General features: G+C 46.6%; 24 protein-coding genes, 3 tRNA genes and 2 pseudogenes. 14 read left to right on the top strand and 15 right to left on the bottom strand.

The window, feature by feature from the left end; translation table 11 throughout:
• Positions 1-122: 122 nt before the first annotated feature.
• The 10 genes from ACGCCZ_RS05595 to dtd form a co-directional block, all read right to left on the bottom strand.
• Positions 123-245 (bottom strand): GTP-binding protein, encoded by a 123-nt coding sequence (locus ACGCCZ_RS05595; protein ID WP_411655517.1) that lies wholly within the window; start codon positions 243-245, stop codon positions 123-125.
• Positions 238-507 (bottom strand): hypothetical protein, encoded by a 270-nt coding sequence (locus tag ACGCCZ_RS05600; RefSeq protein ID WP_411655518.1) that lies wholly within the window; start codon positions 505-507, stop codon positions 238-240. Before ACGCCZ_RS05600 ends, ACGCCZ_RS05595 begins: the two co-directional genes overlap by 8 nt.
• A gap of 44 nt (positions 508-551) precedes the next feature.
• Positions 552-767 carry a hypothetical protein gene (locus ACGCCZ_RS05605; RefSeq protein ID WP_411655519.1) on the bottom strand — a complete coding sequence of 72 codons (216 nt, stop codon included), beginning with the start codon at positions 765-767 and terminating at the stop codon, positions 552-554.
• Positions 734-1,315 carry a GTPase gene (locus ACGCCZ_RS05610; RefSeq protein WP_411655520.1) on the bottom strand — a complete coding sequence of 194 codons (582 nt, stop codon included), beginning with the start codon at positions 1,313-1,315 and terminating at the stop codon, positions 734-736. Before ACGCCZ_RS05610 ends, ACGCCZ_RS05605 begins: the two co-directional genes overlap by 34 nt.
• Positions 1,316-1,485: 170 nt before the next feature.
• Entirely contained in the window at positions 1,486-1,701 is a 216-nt protein-coding gene (locus tag ACGCCZ_RS05615) for a hypothetical protein (RefSeq protein WP_411655521.1), read from the bottom strand.
• A gap of 76 nt (positions 1,702-1,777) precedes the next feature.
• Complete coding sequence (locus ACGCCZ_RS05620; protein ID WP_411655522.1) at positions 1,778-2,368, bottom strand: hypothetical protein; 591 nt, start codon at positions 2,366-2,368, stop codon at positions 1,778-1,780.
• Positions 2,347-2,913 (bottom strand): radical SAM protein, encoded by a 567-nt coding sequence (locus ACGCCZ_RS05625; RefSeq protein WP_411655523.1) that lies wholly within the window; start codon positions 2,911-2,913, stop codon positions 2,347-2,349. Before ACGCCZ_RS05625 ends, ACGCCZ_RS05620 begins: the two co-directional genes overlap by 22 nt.
• 49 nt (positions 2,914-2,962) lie before the next feature.
• A complete protein-coding gene (gene hydE / locus ACGCCZ_RS05630) occupies positions 2,963-3,922 on the bottom strand; it encodes a [FeFe] hydrogenase H-cluster radical SAM maturase HydE (RefSeq protein WP_411655524.1) in 960 nt (319 codons plus the stop codon).
• Positions 3,919-4,176 (bottom strand): TM1266 family iron-only hydrogenase system putative regulator, encoded by a 258-nt coding sequence (locus ACGCCZ_RS05635; protein ID WP_054324222.1) that lies wholly within the window; start codon positions 4,174-4,176, stop codon positions 3,919-3,921. The genes hydE and ACGCCZ_RS05635 overlap by 4 nt, the downstream gene beginning before the upstream one ends.
• A gap of 248 nt (positions 4,177-4,424) precedes the next feature.
• Positions 4,425-4,886, bottom strand: a complete 462-nt coding sequence (gene dtd / locus ACGCCZ_RS05640; RefSeq protein WP_054324223.1) for a D-aminoacyl-tRNA deacylase — start codon at positions 4,884-4,886, stop codon at positions 4,425-4,427.
• Positions 4,887-5,078: 192 nt separating this feature from the next.
• On the opposite strand from dtd, the gene ACGCCZ_RS05645 reads away from it, so the two are divergent.
• The 11 genes and pseudogenes from ACGCCZ_RS05645 (at position 5,079) to spo0A (ending at position 14,631) form a co-directional block, all read left to right on the top strand.
• The gene (locus tag ACGCCZ_RS05645; protein ID WP_054324224.1) at positions 5,079-5,576 is read left to right on the top strand and encodes an HD domain-containing protein; all 498 of its coding nucleotides are present in this window, start codon (positions 5,079-5,081) and stop codon (positions 5,574-5,576) included.
• A 197-nt stretch (positions 5,577-5,773) separates the two neighbouring features.
• Positions 5,774-5,847, top strand: a tRNA-Gln gene (locus ACGCCZ_RS05650).
• 1 nt (position 5,848) lies between these two features.
• Positions 5,849-5,925, top strand: a tRNA-Pro gene (locus ACGCCZ_RS05655).
• A gap of 742 nt (positions 5,926-6,667) precedes the next feature.
• Positions 6,668-7,811: pseudogene (gene potA / locus ACGCCZ_RS05660) on the top strand (spermidine/putrescine ABC transporter ATP-binding protein).
• Positions 7,801-8,619 carry an ABC transporter permease gene (locus ACGCCZ_RS05665; RefSeq protein WP_054324252.1) on the top strand — a complete coding sequence of 273 codons (819 nt, stop codon included), beginning with the start codon at positions 7,801-7,803 and terminating at the stop codon, positions 8,617-8,619. The pseudogene potA and the gene ACGCCZ_RS05665 overlap by 11 nt, the downstream one beginning before the upstream one ends.
• A pseudogene (locus ACGCCZ_RS05670) lies at positions 8,616-9,424 on the top strand (ABC transporter permease). The gene ACGCCZ_RS05665 and the pseudogene ACGCCZ_RS05670 overlap by 4 nt, the downstream one beginning before the upstream one ends.
• A 4-nt stretch (positions 9,425-9,428) precedes the next feature.
• Entirely contained in the window at positions 9,429-10,295 is an 867-nt protein-coding gene (locus tag ACGCCZ_RS05675; RefSeq protein ID WP_411655525.1) for a polyamine ABC transporter substrate-binding protein, read from the top strand.
• Positions 10,296-10,315: 20 nt separating this feature from the next.
• Positions 10,316-10,633: a hypothetical protein gene (locus ACGCCZ_RS05680; RefSeq protein ID WP_411655526.1), complete on the top strand. Its 318-nt coding sequence runs from the start codon at positions 10,316-10,318 to the stop codon at positions 10,631-10,633.
• Positions 10,634-11,349: 716 nt separating this feature from the next.
• On the top strand, positions 11,350-12,228 hold the full coding sequence (locus tag ACGCCZ_RS05685) for an aldose 1-epimerase family protein (RefSeq protein WP_054324227.1): 879 nt from the start codon (positions 11,350-11,352) through the stop codon (positions 12,226-12,228).
• 261 nt (positions 12,229-12,489) lie between these two features.
• Positions 12,490-13,755 (top strand): SpoIVB peptidase, encoded by a 1,266-nt coding sequence (gene spoIVB / locus ACGCCZ_RS05690; RefSeq protein ID WP_411655527.1) that lies wholly within the window; start codon positions 12,490-12,492, stop codon positions 13,753-13,755.
• Between the two features lie 117 nt (positions 13,756-13,872).
• Positions 13,873-14,631 carry a sporulation transcription factor Spo0A gene (gene spo0A, locus ACGCCZ_RS05695; RefSeq protein WP_054324229.1) on the top strand — a complete coding sequence of 253 codons (759 nt, stop codon included), beginning with the start codon at positions 13,873-13,875 and terminating at the stop codon, positions 14,629-14,631.
• Positions 14,632-14,742: 111 nt separating this feature from the next.
• On the opposite strand, the gene ACGCCZ_RS05700 is transcribed toward spo0A, so the two are convergent.
• From ACGCCZ_RS05700 to ACGCCZ_RS05720, 5 genes are all read right to left on the bottom strand, one after another.
• Complete coding sequence (locus ACGCCZ_RS05700) at positions 14,743-15,180, bottom strand: acyl-CoA thioesterase (RefSeq protein WP_411655528.1); 438 nt, start codon at positions 15,178-15,180, stop codon at positions 14,743-14,745.
• 78 nt (positions 15,181-15,258) lie between these two features.
• Positions 15,259-15,345 (bottom strand) — tRNA-Leu (locus ACGCCZ_RS05705).
• A gap of 131 nt (positions 15,346-15,476) precedes the next feature.
• Positions 15,477-16,313: a deoxyribonuclease IV gene (locus ACGCCZ_RS05710; RefSeq protein ID WP_411655529.1), complete on the bottom strand. Its 837-nt coding sequence runs from the start codon at positions 16,311-16,313 to the stop codon at positions 15,477-15,479.
• Between the two features lie 125 nt (positions 16,314-16,438).
• A complete protein-coding gene (locus ACGCCZ_RS05715) occupies positions 16,439-16,864 on the bottom strand; it encodes an Hsp20/alpha crystallin family protein (RefSeq protein ID WP_054324231.1) in 426 nt (141 codons plus the stop codon).
• Between the two features lie 53 nt (positions 16,865-16,917).
• The gene (locus ACGCCZ_RS05720; protein ID WP_054324232.1) at positions 16,918-17,343 is read right to left on the bottom strand and encodes an Hsp20/alpha crystallin family protein; all 426 of its coding nucleotides are present in this window, start codon (positions 17,341-17,343) and stop codon (positions 16,918-16,920) included.
• 455 nt (positions 17,344-17,798) lie between these two features.
• On the opposite strand from ACGCCZ_RS05720, the gene ACGCCZ_RS05725 reads away from it, so the two are divergent.
• The 3 genes from ACGCCZ_RS05725 (at position 17,799) to ACGCCZ_RS05735 (ending at position 21,064) form a co-directional block, all read left to right on the top strand.
• Positions 17,799-18,968 (top strand): phosphopentomutase, encoded by a 1,170-nt coding sequence (locus ACGCCZ_RS05725; RefSeq protein ID WP_054324233.1) that lies wholly within the window; start codon positions 17,799-17,801, stop codon positions 18,966-18,968.
• Between the two features lie 210 nt (positions 18,969-19,178).
• Positions 19,179-19,892, top strand: coding sequence for a purine-nucleoside phosphorylase (gene deoD / locus ACGCCZ_RS05730; protein WP_054324234.1), 714 nt, complete (start codon positions 19,179-19,181; stop codon positions 19,890-19,892).
• Positions 19,893-20,140: 248 nt separating this feature from the next.
• Positions 20,141-21,064: a BMP family ABC transporter substrate-binding protein gene (locus ACGCCZ_RS05735; protein ID WP_152918373.1), complete on the top strand. Its 924-nt coding sequence runs from the start codon at positions 20,141-20,143 to the stop codon at positions 21,062-21,064.
• Positions 21,065-21,194: the final 130 nt, after the last annotated feature.

A 21,194-nucleotide genomic window follows, 5' to 3' on the forward strand; every position in this document is an offset into this window, starting at 1 on the left:
TTTTTCTTGCCGCCTGACCGGTATGTAAAAACCGATATTAACCCGAACGACTTCCATACTCGTGTGAGTTTCGCATTTATCGTGAAACGCTTTCGCGTTTTTCGTGCGCCGCTTCATCAAAATCACAGTGTGATATGGTCGAGAATACCATTTAGCTTTGCAAGTAAAACACCGTAATTGGTGATCGGCACCTGTGCGTCTTCCGCGCGCGCAATGCGCGAAAGAAGATATTTGCGGTTAAACATTCCAGCCTCCACAATGGACGATCAAATCGTACGATGAGAGATCTTCAGGGAAATCTCCACCGCTTACAATCTGAATGTCCATGTTTTTGCCGTATTTTTTGCGCAATAGGTTGGGAATCTTAACCCTTCCGATATCCTCGCTCAACGGAGCGTGCGTGCAAGCTTCTGCGATTAACACATGAGAATGCTCATTTAGTTGTTCTACCACTTGTGCGCCGCGCACATAAGCATCCAAATCGCCTTTGTATGCGGCAAATGGCACAGAAAAAGAAGTCAACTTACTTTCTTTAGGCGCCTTCTCATAGACTACACGAAAGGCTTAGAATCCGTAATGATCAGCTGTGGCGGCGTTTTCAGTGCGGCCAGAGCACCCTCCATCGTCTCCGGTGTTACATTGATGGAGATACAGCGATTGTCCAGCAGATCGCGGATGGTCTGTACCTGTGGAAGAATCAAGCGTCCTTTAGGCGCTTCGCTGTCTTGAGGCATCACCAACATGACCACATCACCCTCTTTGACCAAACGGCCAGTGATGCTCTGTGCGCCATACCCTTCCGGGAAGCGCACGTGTGACGTTCAGCCAGAAGAGCGGGGATTCCGGTGCGATCTATCGCGCTGACCGCAATTGGAGAAAGGGAAAGGTCCTTCTGAATATGTTCCATCAAAGGTTTCGGGTCCCGAAGATCGCTCTTATTCACAACGGCGATGACCGGAACACCGTTGGTTTTGAGTATTTCCAGCCAGGATTTTTCCATGGAAAAATCCGGATTGCTGAATAGCAGAATCGCAATGTCGGCCTTTGGGAGGGTTTGGCGCGTCTTTTGTATGCGTAGTTCGCCCAATTCCCCCTCATCGTCAAAGCCGGCAGTGTCAATAAAAACACAGGCGCCCAATCCGCGTACTTCCATTGCTTTATAGACGGGGTCTGTCGTAGTGCCCGCAATGTCGGATACGAGCGCTACATCCTGGTTTGTCAATGCGTTAATCAGCGAAGATTTGCCGCTGTTGCGCTTGCCGTAGATTGCGATATGCAGACGATTGGCATTGGGCGTTTGATTGAGATCGTTCATAGAATCCTCCTAAAGAATATGCAGGTTTCTCCGCTGTAGAGCTGGCTCTTCGGACGAAAAGAATTCCTCCACTTGGGGGAATCGAACGAAGAACCGGTACTCTGCCGAAATGAACTCCGAAAATCCTTTCGGACCAGCCCATGTTGGGTGTATTCCGAATTCGATTTGCATCAGAAGCGAAAATCGCGAAGCCCTTCGTCAAGGCCATGGAGATTTTTGAGTGCGATTTCCCGAACCTTGTCGTTCGGGATCGTCTGCACCTCTTTATCGATCATCTCTAAGGCCAATTGCTTGGTTTCAGGGCTGGCATAATCTTCTGCATATTCCTTTAGAGTCATCAAAGCATTTGGGGAGGCAGCAGTAAGTTTGATCTGCCCAGCTTTCACGACGGCTCAGTAAAGCGGTCGCCTGTGCGTCCTGCGCGGCAACATGCTGTGCAGAAGCCAGGAGTATATCCCAGCTTCAACAGCCAGTTGACCACTTCATCCAGTGTCCGGTGGTCGCTGACTTCAAATTGGGCAGAGTCCTTCCTCCATGCGGTCCTCTTCCGCATAGCCGCCCACACTGGTGCGGGAACCGCCGCTGATCTGGGACACTCCATACTTGATGACCATTGCGCGGGTGCGCTGCGATTCGCGCGTAGAGACGATGAGTTCCCGTGTACGGGACAGCAATACGCAAAATGGCGACGATTTTTTGGAACAGCTCGTCCGAAATCGCGTTGCTAAAATCGCTTACATCGATGTCGTCGGCGTTGCGCAAGCGGGAACACTGATCGTATGAGGTCCCACCCCATAGACGGCTTCCAGATGTTTCAGCGTGCATCAGAAGGCCGACAAAGTCATAACGGTACAGGTTCAAACCAAACAGAACGCCGCAACCCACATCATCGATGCCGCCCTGCATAGCACGGTCCATCGCCTCTGTGTGGTAGGCATAGTTACTCTTCGGACCTGTGGGGTGTAATTTTTCGTATTGTTCTTTGTTGTAGGTTTCCTGAAATAGGATGTATGTGCCGATACCCGCTTCCTTTAGTTTGCGGTAATTTTCCACTGTTGTGGCAGCGATATTGACGTTGACACGGCGGATTGCGCCATTTTTATGTTTGATGGAATAGATGGTTTTGATACTCTCCGAATACGTCTTCGATTGGATTGTTGACAGGGCTCCTCGCCGGTTTCCAAGGCCAAACGCTTATGACCCATATCCTGCAGGGCGATCACTTCCCGGCGGATTTCATCCTGGGTCAACTTCTTGCGTGCGATATGACCGTTTTTCTTATGGTACGGACAGTAAGTACAACCATTTACGCAGTAATTAGAGAGATACAGCGGTGCAAACATCACAATACGGTTGCCATAAAACTCCTGCTTAATTTTTGTGGCCTGTGCAAAGATGCGTTCCAATGCGTCTTTGTCTTCACAGGCGAGCAGGACAGCCGCCTCGCGATGCGTCAATCCTTTGAGTTCATCGGTCTTGTCGATGAGGCGGTTAACCAATTCCAGGTTGTCCTTATTTTCTTCCGCATAGCGGAGGGTATCGCGAATTTCTTCATCGTCAATAAATTCAGTCGCAATGGGTGATTTTGGATTATACATCGTTCATTCTTCCTTTCAATCCGTCAAAGTCCATACAGAGTTATAAAATTTATACAGGGGTTCGGTTCAGCGAACGGATTTCCGCTTCGGTCTCAAGGCGGCCAGTGCGGATGTCAACGTCGGAAAAGGCCGCCGGATAGATCTGATAGAGTTTTTTTAAGTTATTTGGCGTGACCTTTCGCATGATGACATTGGCCCCACAAGAAAATACATTTTCTTTTTGTGCGTCATCCAATACGCCAAGAGCCGTTGTCGCAGGCAAATTCGCCCGCGGCAACAGCAAACGTGCCAATGCGACTGCCCGCTTTGTCAACTCTGTGCTGCCAGGAGTCGCTTCCCGGAGCGGTGTGTCCGGATGGGGGATAAAGGGGCCGATGCCAGCCATATCACATCCAATCTCTTGCAGGAGAAGCAGGTCTCCGGCGATGGTGGAGAGCGTTTGCCCTGGCAGGCCAATCATAAATCCGCCGCCGGTTTCATAGCCGATCCGTTTTAAGCTGCGCAGGCACGCAACCCGTGCTTCCAATGAGCTGTCCGGATGAAGCGTGGCATACAATTTTGGGTCAGACGTTTCATGCTCGAGGAGATACCGGTCCGCGCCACAGTCGCGCCAGTACTGGTAAACGGATTCGGGATGCTCGCCACAACTCAAAGTAACAGCCATTCCAGTCTTTTTGATCTGTTTGACGACCTCACCGATCATATCCGGCGTATACCAGGGGTCTTCTCCCGATTGGAGAACAATGGTTTTGTAACCCGCCTGGCAGGCCTCTTGGGCTGTGGAAATCATGTCCCGAGGGTCCATACGGAACCGGGGGAGATTTTTATCCGTGGCATTGAGACCGCAATAACAACACAGGCGTTTACAATGGTTGGAAAATTCCAGCAATGCGCGAATGTGCACAATATCGCCGACTGTTTCCGCACGCAATGCATCGGCTTGTGCGTAGATTTCCTGGAAATCCTCCAATGCCAGGAACGTTTCGAGTTGTTTACGTGTATAGGTCATTCTGTCTGCCCAGCCTTTGAATAGATGGTTTTCACACTGAGGCCTTTTAGCATGCCCAGCTTCCCAGAAATAGTGCTGATGATGTTCATCGGCGCATCCACAGCCACGCTGATGATAGAAATCCCTCGGCTGCGATAAGGAATTCCCATACGTCCGATGATATAGTCGCCATATTCGTGTAGAATATGGTTGAGCGATTCCACATTGTTCATATCTTCCACGACAATGCCAATCAACGCAACCCGTTTTTCCATATTGGTTCCTCCCAAACAGTCAAAAAGCTCCGCGCAAAAAAGCGCGAGCTACCCTGATTTTTCAGTCATAACAACCGCCTTCTTTCTCGGGAAAGCCCCTCGTAAATCAGAACGTATCTGTGTTTTTAGATCCTCACCCGCGGGAAGCGCCCTTGGGATTGGAAGATTTGTTTCATTCTACCAAGTTTCGAACAAAAAGTCAATAGCATGTACAAATGCTACATAAAATTTGTCTATTTCGGATAGGGTCACTTTCCTTTGGGCATGATTTCCTCCGTATCCAGCGGGATGGTGACAGGGCCGTCGTTTTCGATGGAGACCAACATATCTGCTCCAAATTCACCGGTAGCTGTGCGAATTCCCCGCGCCTGTATTTGTGCAATAAAGCGGTTGTAGAGGGGAATCGCCGTTTCGGGTTTTGCTGCACGGATAAACGATGGCCGGCGGCCTTTTCGGCAATCGGCACACAGGGTAAACTGGGACACAATCAGCATTTCCCCCTGTATATCCAACAGGGAACGGTTCATTTTTCCTGTATCATCTTCGAAAATGCGAAGGCCGGCAATTTTATCTGCAAGGTAATCACATTCTTGTTCGGTGTCTACATCGGTCACACCGAGCAAAACCATCAATCCGCATTGGATTTCCCCGACGGTTTTTCCATCGATGGAGACACTGGACTGCCTGACTCTTTGGACGACTGCTTTCATAAATGGTTCTCCTCCTACGTTTCGTCGATAGTTCTATTTTAGTTTGAATAACAGGGTTTGGCAAGGGCTTCCCAGTTTGGAAAAAATTGTGTAAAGAGAATCGGCAAAAATCAGTGGCTTTTTTATATCTCGCTGTAGTATAATAAAACTACTCACACATAATTTGTGGTTTGAAAAAGGAGTGCATGTTCTATGTGGGATAGCGGCAACCGTTTACTATTTCAGTCGTGTATCGCAGATCTCATTGATACGCCGAGTGTGCAGGCTATGCGGGATGTCAACCAACATGTGGATATAAATTGTTTTGAGCATTGTGTTTTTGTTGCATATGTTAGCTTTTTGATTTGCCGGCGTTTTGGTTGGGATTTTCACGCAGCTGCTCGGGGCGGTCTCCTGCACGATTTGTTTCTCTATGATTGGCACGAAAAAGGTAGCCATCAGGGGTGGCATGGCTTTACCCATCCAGAGGCGGCTTTGTGCAACGCCAGTAAAATCTGCGAGTTGACGGAACTCGAACAGGATATTATTTTAAAACATATGTGGCCATTGACGTTGCGGAAGATTCCTAAGTATAAGGAATCGTTTGTTGTCAATGCCGCAGATAAGGTTTGCGCCTTGGCGGAAATGCTTCAGATCTATCGCTTAATGCGCGTTCGAACAAAGCTGAATGTCAGTTGTGGCCAAGTGTGATTCGTGCACTTGACCACAAGTCATTCTAGGCAGAAAATCGGCTGAAAGTATTTTTATGTATCTGTGAAAACAGGATGAAAAATTTTTTTCCATTTTTTTTAAAAAAAGGCTTGCATTTTTTGAAACGTTGTCATATAATAGTCAAGGCGATTCGCTCTGGAGCTTCTTTCAGAATGCGGTCGAGGACAACTTAATATTGCGGAATTGTGTAATGGTAGCACGGCAGACTCTGACTCTGTTTGTGAGGGTTCGAATCCTTCTTCCGCAGCCATCGAGGTGTGGCTCAGTTTGGTAGAGCGCTACGTTCGGGACGTAGAAGCCGGAGGTTCAAATCCTCTCACCTCGACCAGAAGAACCGGGTACAAGTTGTACCCGGTTTAATTGTTTTTACTAAACTTTTTTGAAATCGTATAAGTTTTACCTCTTTATAGTGGTCTACTATGGAATCATTAGAAAAATACTTTTATAAATTGATTTGTTTGGAAAGAAATGCTTTTTATAAGCAAGTTTTTTGACAGCAGTAGTGATCTTAAATCTGATTATCATTCAACTGTGATTACCTGAAAAAAGAAAATTCCTTGGGCTGTACACTTTTTGTGTGCAGCCTTTTTGCTTGTTTATGATTGGTTGGATTTATTAACATTATGTTCAGATTCCAAAAGGAAGTTCTGAAAGGATACACAAGAAAACCGGAGAAATTTTGAGGAATCAAAAAGATAATTTAAAAAAATACACGATTTTTGCAGAAAAATGCAATAATATATTGACAAATGGCGGTTTTACTACTATATTAGATTCGTTGCGTTTGCATCTAATACGGCGATGGGAAATGTCGATAGAGATGGCCATGTGAAATGAGATTGGCCGACTCTGGAGACTTGTACATGCCGGAGGGAAAAGGTATGATTACCAGCCGTTTCCCGATGAGTCAGCCTCGCTTCATTGCCGCAGTCAATTCTGATTGTGAAAAATCCTTTGCGGAGGGCAATGGTGACGGCGCGGCTGCGATTGCGTTTAACACGGAATTCGGTTGCCCAAACCGAGCCGGCTTTCACGCGACGAATTTCACCGCAAAGGGGATGCACATTAAAATGGGAGAAACACCAATCATCGAATTGAAAAACATCGCCGTTTCGTTTGATGGCGAGGCCGTGCTGAAGGATTTTAACCTCAGCATCCAAGGGGGCGAATTTGTCACTCTTTTGGGTCCGTCGGGGTGCGGAAAAACCACGACTCTGCGGATTGTAGGAGGCTTTGTCAATCCAGACAAGGGCGATGTCTTTTTCAATGGCAAAAGAATCAACGATGTACCACCGCACAAACGAGAGGTCAATACGATTTTCCAAAAGTATGCGCTCTTCCCACATTTAAATGTCTACGATAATGTGGCGTTTGGAATGCGTGTACACGGTAAGAGCGAAAAGGAAATTCAGTCGACTGTCAAGGAAATGCTGAATTTGGTCAATCTGAATGGTTTTGCACACCGCAATGTCAACCTTCTTTCTGGCGGTACAGCAGCAGCGTGTCGCCATTGCTCGTGCATTGGCAAACAACCCCAAGGTGTTGCTTTTGGATGAGCCGCTGGGGGCGTTGAATCTCAAGCTTCGCAAGGACATGCAGGTCGAGCTCAAAAAGATTCAGCAACAGACCGGTATCACTTTCATTTTTGTCACACACGATCAGGAAGAAGCTCTTTCCATGTCAGACACGGTTGTCGTCATGGATAAGGGCGAAATTCAGCAGATCGGCTCGCCGCGAGACATCTACAATGAGCCGAAAAATGCGTTTGTAGCGGACTTTATTGGAGAGAGCAATATTCTGGACGGCGTGATGTTGGACGATTACCTGGCCGAATTTGCAGGACAGAAATTCCGCTGTGTTGACAAAGGCTTTACAAAAAATGAACCTGTGGACGTGGTAATCCGTCCGGAGGATATCGATGTGGTGGCGCCGGGGGAGAGTCCACTCTCCGGTTTGGTGACCAGCGTAACGTTTAAGGGCGTCCATTATGAAATCATTGTGGATGTCAAGGGCTTTAAATGGATGATTCAATCAACCGACTTCCAGGAGGAGGGAAGCAAGATCGGCCTGCTGCTGCAGCCGGATGATATCCATATCATGAAGAAGTCGGAATATTCCGGTAAATTTGGAGATTATAGCACATTCAGTGACGAGATGGACGAGGATATTCTCGCCTCGCAGAGGGAGGAGGCAAAAAAAGAGGATGAAATCTAAAACCGCTTCCGTACCCTATGGAATTTGGATGACGATCTTCATCGTTGTTCCGATGATCCTTGTGGTAGTCTTCGCTTTTACAGATAAAAGCGGCCACTTTACTCTGGACAATATTATGGCTGTCGGGCAATACTCCAATGTCTTTTTGCGCTCTATTTGGTTGGGGGCAATTGCGACGGTGATCTGCTTGGTATTGGGGTATCCGCTTGCCTACATTATTTCGCACACAGGTGCGCGTGCACAAAGTGTGCTGATTATGTTGGTCATGCTGCCGATGTGGATGAATTTTTTGCTTCGCACTTATGCATGGATGACGTTGTTGGAGGATAATGGTGTTATCAACACCGTGATTGCTTCTTTGGGGCTGCCAAAACTCCACATGATTAATACAGCCGGTGCGGTGGTATTGGGAATGGTTTACAATTATATTCCATTCATGATTTTGCCTTTGTACTCAGCTCTGGCTAAAATGGATCATTCTGTAATCGAAGCAGCTCAAGATCTTGGAGCGAATCAGCGCCGCGTTTTTATGAAGGTGATCTTTCCGCTCAGTATGCCCGGCGTCATTTCGGGTATTACAATGGTATTTGTTCCTGCGGTAAGTACCTTCATTATTTCCAAAATGTTGGGCGGCGGTTCCAATCTGCTGATCGGCGACTTGATCGATATGCAATTCCTCGGAAGTGCGTACAATCCAAATTTGGGTTCCGCCATCTCACTGGTTCTGATGGTTCTGATTTTGATCTGTATGGGGATTATGAATCAGTTTGACGACGGCGAAACGCGCGGAGGAGGGCTGATGATATGAAAGTTGCATCGAAAGTATATACCTTCCTCATGTTTCTGTTTCTTTATGCGCCGATCTTTGTGTTGATTATTTTTTCCTTTAATGATTCGGATACGATGAGCCGCTCTGTATTTTCAGGCTTTTCCATGCGGTGGTACAATCGCTTGTTTGAGGATCGCATGATTATGGAAGCACTGAAAAATACACTGATTATTGCCATTATAGCAGCAGCAGTAGCGACGGTTCTTGGTACAATTGCAGCCATTGGTCTCAACGGAATACGCAATAAATGGGTTCGCCGTATGATGATGAATGTGACAAACCTTCCGATGGTCAATCCGGAAATTGTTACAGGCGTATCTTTGATGCTGTTGTTTGTGTTTGTTGCGCAAAGTCTGGGGGATTGTCCCTCGGAATGCTCTCGCTGATCTTGGCGCACATTACCTTTTGTTTGCCATATGTTGTCCTGTCCGTCCTGCCAAAGCTCCGCCAGATGGACCCGCATCTTTATGAAGCGGCACAGGATTTAGGCTGTAATCCGAGAAGGGCATTCTTTAAGGTGGTGCTTCCGGAGATTATGCCGGGCATTGTCACAGGGATGATTATGGCTTTTACCCTCTCGATTGATGATTTTATCATCAGCTATTTTACAAGTGGAACGACTCAGACCCTGCCAATCTATATCTATTCCATGACGCGGAAACGTGTGAGTCCGGAGATCAATGCGCTTTCGACATTGCTGTTTGTAGCAGTATTGCTTCTGCTGGTGATTGTCAACCTGCGTCAGGCAAAAGACAAGCGCGTGCAGGAGAGAAAGGGGGGCTGAGCCAGTGAGCTGGAAGAGACGTTTCATGGCCCTGATGACAGCGATGTTGCTGGTTGTGGGCGTACCGGCTTCTGCGGGAGCTGCCGAAGAGGAAGAGCCAGCCGCGCCGAAGCGTGGCGTCACCATCAATGTTTACAATTGGGGCGAATATATATCCAATGGTGTAGAAGGGACGATTGATGTCAACGCAGAGTTTACCCGGCGTACAGGCATTGATGTGAATTATACAACGTTTGACACAAACGAGTCCCTCTATTCCAAACTGGCTGGAGGCGGCGCCAACTACGATGTCATTGTGCCGTCGGACTATATGGTTTCGAAACTCAAAGACGAAGGTTTTTTGGAGAAACTTGACTTTGACAACATTCCAAACTTTCAGTACATTGATGAGCAGTATCGCAATCCGGATTACGACCCGACCAATGAGTATTCTGTTCCGTACACTTGGGGGGTTGTGGGAATCTTTTATAATAAGAATTATGTCACCGAAGAGGTCAATAGTTGGAGAATCCTGTGGGATGAGAAATATGCAGGGAAAATTTTGATGTTTGACAATCCAAGGGACTCCTTTGGAATTGCGCAGAAAATTTTGAACTATTCCTTCAATTCTACTGATGAACGTGAATGGCAGGAGGCTGCCATGTTGTTGAAGGAACAAAAACCTCTGGTGCAAGCGTATGTAATGGATCAAATATTTGATAAAATGGCAAATGGAGATGCATGGCTTGCACCCTATTATGCAGGGGATGCTGCCACATTGGTAGCTGATAATCCCAATATTGGATTTTCCATACCAACAAAAGAAGGCACAAACTTTTTTGTAGACGCGCTGTGTATTCCAAAAGGTGCAGCGCATAAAAAAGGAAGCTGAGGAGTATATCAACTTCTTATGTGATCCCGAGATTGCTGCTGCAAATATGGATTATATCGGCTATTCTACTCCAGAATCTGCGGCAAAAGAACTTTTACCGGAGGAAGACCGTAGAGAATCCAATTTTTTATCCACCGCAGGAAATTTTGGATCATTCAGAGGTTTTTGTCAATTTGCCAGAGGAAACCAGTTTGCTGTTGGATTCCCTCTGGGCAGAAGTCAAAATGGGCGGTCCAGGGGACACGGCCACCCTGGTGGCGGTTTTAGCAGCATTTTTACTGCTTTACATCGGGATTGTTGTCTATAAAAAAATGAAGGTGAAACGGGAACTAAAATAGCAATTCAGAAAGAGTTCTGGTACAGACATAATACCATTATGTTAAGCTTGACCTCCGCCATTTGGGGACGGATTTGTCCGATATCCCCTGAACGGCGGGGGTTCATTTTTATGTCCAAATCCATCCAGATAATGGGGCGATTTCAAAAAGTCAGTGTTATAATGAAGTTGTCTACAAATATCGGAATCGATATAGGAAGTACATTTATGGAATTTAATCGATTAATACCGGAAGGAACAGGAAACAACATAGAAATATCAAAACATTTTTTGCATGGATTTATGTGGCTTTCAAAGTGGTGATAAAGGTTTAACTTAACAGCATTGGGCGAGAGTAGGATTCTCTCAGGGGATACATTCCAGCAGGAAGCCGGGATCTTCGCTTATAAGAATGTTTCTATAAATACGCTGCAGATATTTATAGAGACAGCGATTCATAAGGACAGGCGCCATAAAATCATAAGGCATCTCAACCGGATCGTATCATTAAGAAGATATATTTAGAACGGTTTTCGATTGTTGTATCCTTTTCCTCCTCGACAAAAGGCATTATGAAAGACCCATATGAAAATAACCTAGCGCGTAAAAAATCGATGCTGAAAACAAAGCAAAGAAACGTTGCGGTTTCCGTATAGGAATGATACAATAGTCTGGACAGGATATGCTCGAAAGAGCTGGGAACGCTTTACAGATGTATTTTTAGAAAGGAGGAAAATGATGCGTACAACCATTCAAAACAAAACAGCGTGTGCAGAAGTGGAATCTCTTGGTGCACAATTGATGAGTTTAAAAAATGCGGAGGGTGTGGAATACCTTTGGCAGGGTGATCCTGCTTATTGGAGTAGCCGTGCGCCGATTTTGTTTCCTACGGTTGGGAATGTTCGAAACGGGACAACTGTCATCAAGGGAAAGCCCTATGCATTCAAACGCCATGGATTTGCGCGGAATATGGAGCATGTGGTGCTGGATTCTGGCGCCAATTATGTCACCTACTCACTCAAAGATTCGGAAGAAACCAAAGCGATCTATCCATTTGCGTTTGAACTGCGGGTGACTTACCGTTTGGTGGAAAATGGACTGACAACCGAATTTACGGTTTTTAACCGAGGAGAGGAGTGCCTTCCGTTTGGAATAGGGGGACATCCGGGATTCCGGTGTCCAGTAATGCCGGGAGAACGCTTTGAAGATTACATTATTTTGTTCGAAAAAGAAGAGCATGCGGTCTGCCCAACCATAGACCTCCAAACGGGTCTTATCGATTTTAACAATCGCCGTGAGGTCCTGCGAGGGGAACGGGAAATCGCCCTACGGCACGATTTGTTTGTCAACGATGCCTTGGTTTTTGATGCGCTTCAATCCAGGACGGTGCAGGTGGTAAACCGGATTTCCGGACATGGAATCGAGATGGATTTCTCCGGGTATCCGATGCTGGGAATTTGGTCTGCTCTGGGGGAGGCTCCATTTGTTGCTTTAGAGCCGTGGGCAGGTTGCGCAACTGCGACGGACGAGGATGATGTATTTACACACAAACGTCACTTAAATGTACTGGACCCGGGCGAGTGCCGTGTTTTTGCCTTTACTGTAAGGCTTATATAAAATTATTTTAAATTTTTTTAAAAAGAGGCAGCTGTTATTGGGCGGATTTTCCGTGAAATGACAGTTGCTTTTTTATGCCTTCTCTTTCCGAAGAAAGCAATCTTCCCCAGGAGCCTCCTAAGAATGCTGAGAATTTGTAGTCTTTTGCCAGATTGTGACGGTATAAAGGAATATTGCTAAAATAAAATTGATGCAATGAGGAAAAGTAAGAGATGCCGGTTCAGAATTGACCGGCAGACGGCATAGAAGGAGGTGAGACCGATGAGACCATCTGGAAAAAAATATGGAAAATATGCGGTTTTAGCGCTGACTGTGACGACAGGACTTCTACTGAGCATGGTCAGCGTTGCGCGTTATTTTACCCCGGATGAATATCATGTGACGCGAGGCTCACAGTTGCAATGGAATTCCCAGTTGATTTCCCTTAAGGAACCTTCTGTAGAAGATGAGTTGCCAGCAGGGACGGACACCTCTTCAAATGAGAGTTATCGCGCAGAATTGATGCTTTTTCATACGTTTCCAGTCAAAACCGTGCATGTCAACGTTGTGGATGAGCAGGATGTAGCGCTCTGTGGAACTCCATTTGGCATTAAAATGTTTACCAACGGTGTGATGATTGTCGGCGTCGCAGAGATTCAGGGAGAGAATGAGACAGTGAATCCAGGGACGATCGCAGGCCTCCAAGCAGGGGATATTATAACGTCTCTTAATGGACATCCGGTGAATCGAAATGAAGAGATCGCGCAGACAATCGAAAAAAGTGCCGGACAACCGGTAAAGATTGCATTCCTGCGGGAACAGGAGTCTATGGAGACAACACTGGTTCCGGTTCGCTCGAAAGTAGATGGGACCTATAAGGCGGGACTTTGGGTTCGCGACAGTACAGCGGGAATTGGCACACTGACCTTTTATGATCCAACAACACAAGAATTTGCAGGTCTAGGACATGGAATATGTGATACGGATACCACAGAATTGATGCCATTGCGAAATGGCGAGATCGTTCCGGTCACAATTAATGGTGTTGTCAAAGGGCAAAAGGGCGCTCCCGGAGAACTTCGAGGATATTTTAATACGGATATTCCTATGGGAACCCTGCATGCCAACCTGGACCAAGGGGTTTATGGGCAATTAAAGGACAACGCTGTAGAAGAACAGAAGTTGACAGGAGAAATTGTCCAAGTAGCGATGAAACAAGAGGTTCAAACCGGCCCAGTACAAATTTTGACTACAGTTGACGGCGGAGAACCTCAATATTACGACGCAGTTATTGAAAAAATCAGTTATCATGATACGGAGAGCAGCAAAAATATGGTCCTACGAATCACAGATTCTGACCTTTTAAATGCAACTGGCGGTATTGTACAGGGAATGAGTGGAAGCCCGATCGTTCAGGATGGTAAATTGGTGGGAGCAGTAACCCACGTTTTTGTCAACGATCCGACACGCGGATATGGTATTTTTGCGGAGAATATGCTCGGCACCTGCCAAAGTGTGTCGGCTGAAGTAGAAATGCAGGCAGCCTAAACAGATGTTTCCTGAGTATATTTCCCCCTAATAAGAAAAATATTTTTACAAGCTATTGCCAATTTTACCAATATATGGTATTATAACCGTACAATCAATCTATTAGGGGGATTTCATATGGAAAAGCGGTTAAAGGTATTGGTTTCAAATGACAGCGTAGAATTTCAGCAAGAATACGGCCATGTTCTGGAGGAATCCGGGATGGAATTGACTTATACGCAGAAAGACGGAGTAAAATTGCTGGAGAAAATCGAAGCAATGCACCCAGATGTTGTACTTGCAGATCTTTTTATGCCCCGTCTAGATGGCATTGGAGTGATGCATGCGTCGGAAAAATTGGGACATCAAAAACCATTGTTTGTAATTATTTCCAATTTTACCAGTCCCACATTAGAGCGTGAAGTGATGACATCCGGCGCTGCGTATTTTGCGGTCTCACCGTTTAATGCATCCGAACTTGCAGAACGTATCGTACAAATTGTTGGCCTGACAGAGGGCGCAATTCAGCAGGAATCGCAGCCGTCGTTGGAAATCCAGGTGACCGAAATTCTGCATCAGATTGGTGTACCTGCCCATATCAAAGGATACCATTATTTGCGTGACTCCATCATCATGGCAATCGAAACGCCAGAGATTATCAATGCAGTGACCAAACAGCTCTATCCAAGTGTTGCGAAAAAATATGAAACAACCAGTTCCCGTGTAGAACGCGCAATCCGACATGCTATCGAAGTTGCCTGGGATCGTGGCGATGTTGATATTCTCAACAGCTATTTTGGGTATACCATCCACAATACGCGCGGAAAGCCAACCAATTCAGAATTTATTGCGATGATTAGCGACCGCTTACGCTTGCATATGAAATCTGCCAGCTAAAATTTGTTAGCTCATTTGCGATTGCTCGCTTTTTGGGGATAAGTTGTATGAAGAAGCCCTCTCCACTGTGGAAATAGTCCACGGCAGGAGAGGGCGATTTTTTAACCATTATTATTTTTTATCTGTTTCCATCATAGACTCCATCTTTTGATAGAGGTCGGGATAATGTTTTTTCATACTGAATGGCCGGAAGGTTTTTGCGTTCACCCAGGCGTGGAGTGTGAACCCGGTATTGATGGGCTTGTCCTCTCCTTCTTTGAAAATACGGTAGGAAAAACGGATGCGCGCAGGGCTTAACTCTGCAATGGAGGCTTCAACAGTCAGGATGTCCTCATAATGGGCTGTACCAATGTACCGACAACCGAGTTCCACCAACGGTGTCATCACACCCATATGCTCCATTTCCGAATACGTCATACCAATATTTTTGATGAGGTCTGTTCGGGCAATTTCGTACCAGATGGGATAATTTGCGTGGTGCGCAATCCCCATCTGATCGGTTTCAGCATAACGGACCACCACTTGACTTTTGCTAATCATGGTTTCCATTCCCTCCTTTTGTCCGGTGTTGTTAAAGGCGAAAAAAGAAAACTGAGCTTTGGACGTGATGAACGTCCAAGCTCAGCCTGGTGCCGCTGACCGGGATCGAACCGGTACGGTGTTGCCACCGAGGGATTTTAAGTCCCTTGCGTCTGCCAATTCCGCCACAGCGGCAAATAACGGTAATTATTATAACACAGTCTTGCTTCAAAAGCAATGGTTTTGTGTCGATCACCGCTATTCAAATGAGAGCAGAATGAATATGGTAGGTTGATACAGACCCTGATACAGAAACAGCAGGGCCTTTAAAGTTCTTGAAATGCTTCTCGCAATAAATGTATTTCTGCTTGGTAACCCTCGAGATCGTTTGGAGTTTCCAGCTCAAAGGGAAGGTTTCGCAGCTTTGGATGATTGATAATCCTTGTCAACGCAGGCAGGCCGATGTGACCTTGTCCAATTTTTGCATGGCGGTCTTTGTGACTGCCACAAGGATTTAAGCTATCGTTTAAATGTATAGCTCGCAGTCGTTCGAGGCCAATTACCCGGTCGAACTCCTCCAAAACTTCGTCCAGACGATCGACAATATCATACCCGGCATCGAAGACATGGCAAGTATCCAGGCAGATCCCCATTTTTTCGGCAAGCTCTACGCGGTCGAGAATGGCACGCAATTCCTGAAAGCTACGGCCAACTTCACTTCCCTTGCCCGCCATGGTCTCTAAAAGGACGGTTGTATGCAGGTTTGGGTGAAGAATACGATTTAGCCCCTCAGCGATTAAACGGATTCCGGTCTCCGCTCCTTGTTTTACATGGCTACCCGGATGGAAATTGTACAGGTTTCCAGGGAGATATTCCATCGTAGCGAGATCTTCGGTCATGGCTTGTATTGCAAAATCCCGTAGGCCTTCATCTGCAGAACAGAGGTTGAGCGTATAGGGCGCATGTGCAACAAGGGTGACAAAGTGTTCCTGCGAGATCAGCTCATTCAATGCAGCGATGTCTGTGAGGTTGACCGCCTTTGCTTTGCTTCCGCGCGGATTCCGTGTAAAGTATTGAAAAGTGTTGGCGCCGATAGAAAGAGCTTCTTTGCCCATGTGCAAATATCCCTTTGCAGAGGATAGATGGCATCCGATATTTAACATAGGTTATTCCTCCGTTTTTTGATGGAATGGTATCTATTATATACCAGTTCCATAGGAAATACCAGCAAAAGAAAAAGGGCTGACCTACCAAGAGATCAGCCCATAAAAAAGAAAACTGAGGAAAATTAATGAATTTCGATGCGGCGATTCGAAGAAACGGAGGCTTGCTTCTTTGGCAAAGTTAACTCCAACACACCGTTTTCATATTTGGCTTTGATTCCTCGAACATCCACAGTGGATACATCAAAACTGCGGCACATCAAACCGGAATACCTTTCCCGACGGATATAATGGCTACTATCCATTGGCGCCTCTGCGCCGCATTGTGCCGAGATGGTCAAGCAATCGTCGCCCTTCATCTCGATGTGAATATTCTCCTTCTTAACTCCCGGCAGGTCAATACGCAACAGGTACCGGTTGTCTTGATCGATGATGTCAGTCTTACAGGGGACCGTGTTTTCTTTCGCTTTAGGAAGGAACGCACGATTCATTGGGTCAAGGGAATGGAACAGATGATTGGATGTCTGTTCAAAAGGAATCCAGTCGAACATGATAAAGCCCTCCGTTTTATGGTTTGCATCGTCACATAATAGGATTTGCAGGATTATTCAATTTCAATCCGATGGTTTGTGGGAACGGTTGCCTGCTTTTTGGGGAGGTTCAATTCCAGTACGCCATCTTCAAATTTGGCTGTGATGTGTTCTGCATCGATTGAAGAAATGTCAAAGCTACGGCTCATCGATCCATACCGTCTTTCCCGACGGATGTAATGATTCTTATCGTCCTCGCTTTTCTGCTCTTCCGAATGTTCGGCGGAGATAGTCAAACGGTCGCCTTCGATATCGAGGTGAATATCCTCTTTTTGGAAGCCGGGCAAATCTGCTTTTAATACATAACGGGAACCCTCATCGACAATATCGGTTTTGCAAGGAGCAATATCCACATTTCCACCAAAGAAAGCACGCTCCATATCATCCAAATAACGGAACAAGTCGTTGTTTTTGTGTTCAAAAGGAATCAGATCAAACATAAGTCAAAACCCCCTTAAAAGTATCGATTGTTTTTACCAAAATCTATTTATGCTTGCTGGTTCTGCAAGAAAGTCTTTTTTCAAGCGAACCACCTTCTTTCTAGTCATTCAGGCTCTCTTGCTTTCTACGCTTTTTAGTATAGAGACCGGTTATGAAAAATATTTTGCAAATTTACGAACAAATTATTAATTTTAGCACTCGATAAGAAAGAGTGCTAAAAATAATTGAAACAAATCCTTAAAAGAATAAGAAGTATCATAAGTTTAGAAATAGTACAGAGGTCAAGAATGAGACCAGAAGCTTTTACCGGCAATCCCAAAATGTCGAAGTTTGCGGAAATCCAAAATTTTTCTTGTAAAATGATAGCCAAATCTGGAAGAATGTATTATAATAAAATTAACGAAATTGTGTGCGTATTTTAACATTATGATAGAAACCTTACGGGAGGTGTAACATGAAACGTGTCTTTTTGATGGTATTGGATAGTGTAGGAATCGGGGAAATGCCAGATGCTGCCCAATATGGGGATGCTGGTAGCAATACATTGGCTGCTGCATCGACCAGTTCGTATTTCTCCATGCCGAACATGCAGAAGTTAGGACTTTTTAATATTGATGGCGTCGAGTGCCGTCCCGCTGTAGATCATCCATCGGCAGCATTCGCCCGGATGACCGAAGTCTCAAAGGGAAAGGATACCACCATTGGTCATTGGGAAATCGCGGGAATCGCATCCCCCAAGCCGCTGCCAACCTATCCGGATGGATTTCCAAAGGAGCTGCTGGATGCATTTAGCAGCCAGACAGGGCGGAAGGTGCTCTGCAACAAACCGTATTCTGGAACAGAAGTCATTAAAGATTATGGAAAAGAGCATGTGGAGACTGGCGCATTGATCGTGTATACTTCTGCGGACAGTGTATTCCAAATTGCGGCGCATGAGTCCGTGGTTCCAGTCGAAGAGCTGTACCGGTATTGCCAGATTGCACGTAAACTTCTGACTGGGGAACATAGCGTTGGACGTGTCATTGCACGGCCGTTTACAGGGGAATACCCCCATTATACCCGGACGACAAACCGGCATGACTTTTCGTTGCTCCCACCGAGCACTACTATGTTGGACCAGCTTTCTGACAATGGATTTGATGTAGTTGCAATCGGAAAGATCTATGATATTTTTGCTGGCAGGGGAATCACAGAGGCGATTCGAACCGGCGGAAACGATGAAGGAATTGCCCGGACGATCGAATGGACCAAGCGGGATTTTAACGGACTTTGCTTTATCAATCTGGTGGATTTTGACATGTTGTATGGCCATCGAAATGATGTAGAGGGATATGCAAAGGGGTTAACAACAGTCGATCAGGCAATCCCAGAAATTTTAGCAGGGTTGCGGGAGGACGACTTGCTGATGATTACTGCAGATCACGGCTGTGATCCGAGCACCCCTTCGACAGACCATTCCCGCGAATATACTCCTTGGGTCATTGCTGGGCCAAAGGTAAAGTCCGGCGTAAACTTGGGAACGCTGCCAACCTTTGCGGACATTGGGGCGACCATTTTGGACTACTTTGGTGTAAAATCGGAGATTACCGGGACATCTCGCTTGCACGAAATTTTAAATCGTTGAGGAGGAAAGTGGCAGCGCGGTCTGAAGGACGATGTTCCTGGCCGCTCTTGCAGCGCTTTCCTTTCGATAATCATGCCGCCATTTGAGAGAACCGGAAAGCGCCTTTTTCGATGGAAGGCGGAAGGATTTTTGACAAGAATCTATTTGAAAAGGGGCTTTGCGGGCTTTCTTTTCAAAGTGGACAGGCTGTACAGAACAGGAGAATGAGAAATGGCTAAAACACCGACTCCGCACAACGCGGCTAAGCCCGGCGATATTGCCAAGACGGTTTTAATGCCGGGGGACCCGCTTCGTGCAAAATTCATCGCAGAAACGTATCTGGAAAATCCGGTATGCTTTAACACGGTGCGCAACATGTTGGGCTATACGGGGACCTATGAAGGCAAGCGTGTCTCCGTAATGGGCAGCGGAATGGGGATGCCATCCATAGGGATCTATTCGTATGAGCTCTATCATTTTTATGACGTAGAGAACATCATTCGCATTGGTTCCGCTGGCGGAATTGCGGATAATGTCCATGTGCGGGACGTTGTCGTCGGAATCGGTGCCTGTACGGATTCCAACTATGGCGCTCAGTATCGCTTGCCGGGAACCTTTGCACCAATTGCAGATTTCGGTCTTGCACAGAAGGCAGTCCAGTTTGCACAGGAGCACAACATCAAAACAGTGGTCGGAAACGTCCTCTCTTCGGACACTTTCTATGGGGATGATCCGAATGCGCTCTCCGCTTGGAAAAAGATGGGCGTGCTTGCAGTTGAGATGGAATCTGCGGCGTTGTATATGAATGCGGCATGCGCGGGAAAAAAGGCACTTTGTCTACTGACCATTTCGGATTGCCCATTTACCGGAGAATCCCTTACCGCAGAAGAGCGGCAAACCAGTTTCCGTGAAATGATGGAGATTGCGCTGGCGATTGCAGAATAAGTATGGGTCAAACGTCCATCCGGTTCTTTATGATTGAATGGACGAGGATCATAAATCTGAAAGAAAGTTTAGGAGGAATATTTGATGAAGAAATTATTGGCTTTTCTGTTGGCCGGTATGATGGCGTTTTCAGCCACTGCCTGCGGCTCGGGCAACGATTCCAACACCCCTGAGGCTTCCAGCCCACCAATTCCACCGAGGGCACCCAGGACGGAGAGACCACACCAGAAGGCGGCATCAAGATCCGCATGGTCACGGATACCGGCGGTGTCAACGATCAGTCCTTTAACCAGTCCGCTTGGGAAGGCCTGCAAACGTTGAAGGATGAGATGGGCGCGGACGTGAATTACATTGAATCTAAGCAGGAAGCGGATTATGCGACCAACCTTGATAAGGCTGCAGACGATGAAGCCCAGTTGATCTGGGGCGTTGGTTTTGCAATGGCGGATGCCATTGGCATTGCAGCAACAGCGAACCCGGATATCCAGTATGCAATTATTGATAATGGATATGATGAAGCGACTATGCCGGACAATGTGGCAGGTGTGATGTTCCGCGCACAGGAGCCATCGTTTGTGGTCGGCTACATTGCAGGGAAGACGACAGAGACCGGTAAGGTCGGTTTTGTCGGCGGCGTGACGAGCGACATCATCGATCAGTTCCAGTATGGCTTCCAGGCTGGTGTGGATTATGCGTCTGAGGAACTCGGCAAGACCATCACAGTGGATGTACAGTATGCAGAGAGCTTTACCGATGCTTCGAAGGGCAAGGCAATCGCTTCGAAGATGTTCTCCGATGGCTGCGACATCGTGTTCCATGCAGCCGGCGGCGCAGGTGTCGGGGTCATTGAGGCGGCGAAGGATGCTGGTAAATATGCCATTGGCGTCGACCGTGACCAGGCGTATCTTGCGCCTGAAAACGTACTGACCTCTGCAATGAAGTTGGTCAACAATGCGGTCATCGCGGTTTCCAAAGAAGTCATCGAAGGAAAAGAGATTGGCGGCCAGACATACACCTATGGCCTCACCGAGGATGCAGTCGGCATTCCGGAGGAGCATTCCCTGATGGGCGACGAAACCTACAATGCGGCGCTCGAAGTGGAAGAAAAAATCAAGAATGGCGAAATTGTTCCGCCGGCCAATGCGGACGAGTATGCGCAGTTTGGCAAATAATCAGCACTTGTTGCGGGGAGGTTCTCTTCTTTGAGAAAATCCCCTTTGCAGGCGGGGCGTCTCATTTGGGCGCCCCGTTTTCTGTAAAAAGGAGAAATAGGCGGGAGGTTTTGTAGTAATGGAGGTCAGC

The sequence above is a fragment of the Anaeromassilibacillus sp. SJQ-1 genome, assembly GCF_046693725.1.
Lineage (GTDB): Bacteria > Bacillota > Clostridia > Oscillospirales > Acutalibacteraceae > Anaeromassilibacillus.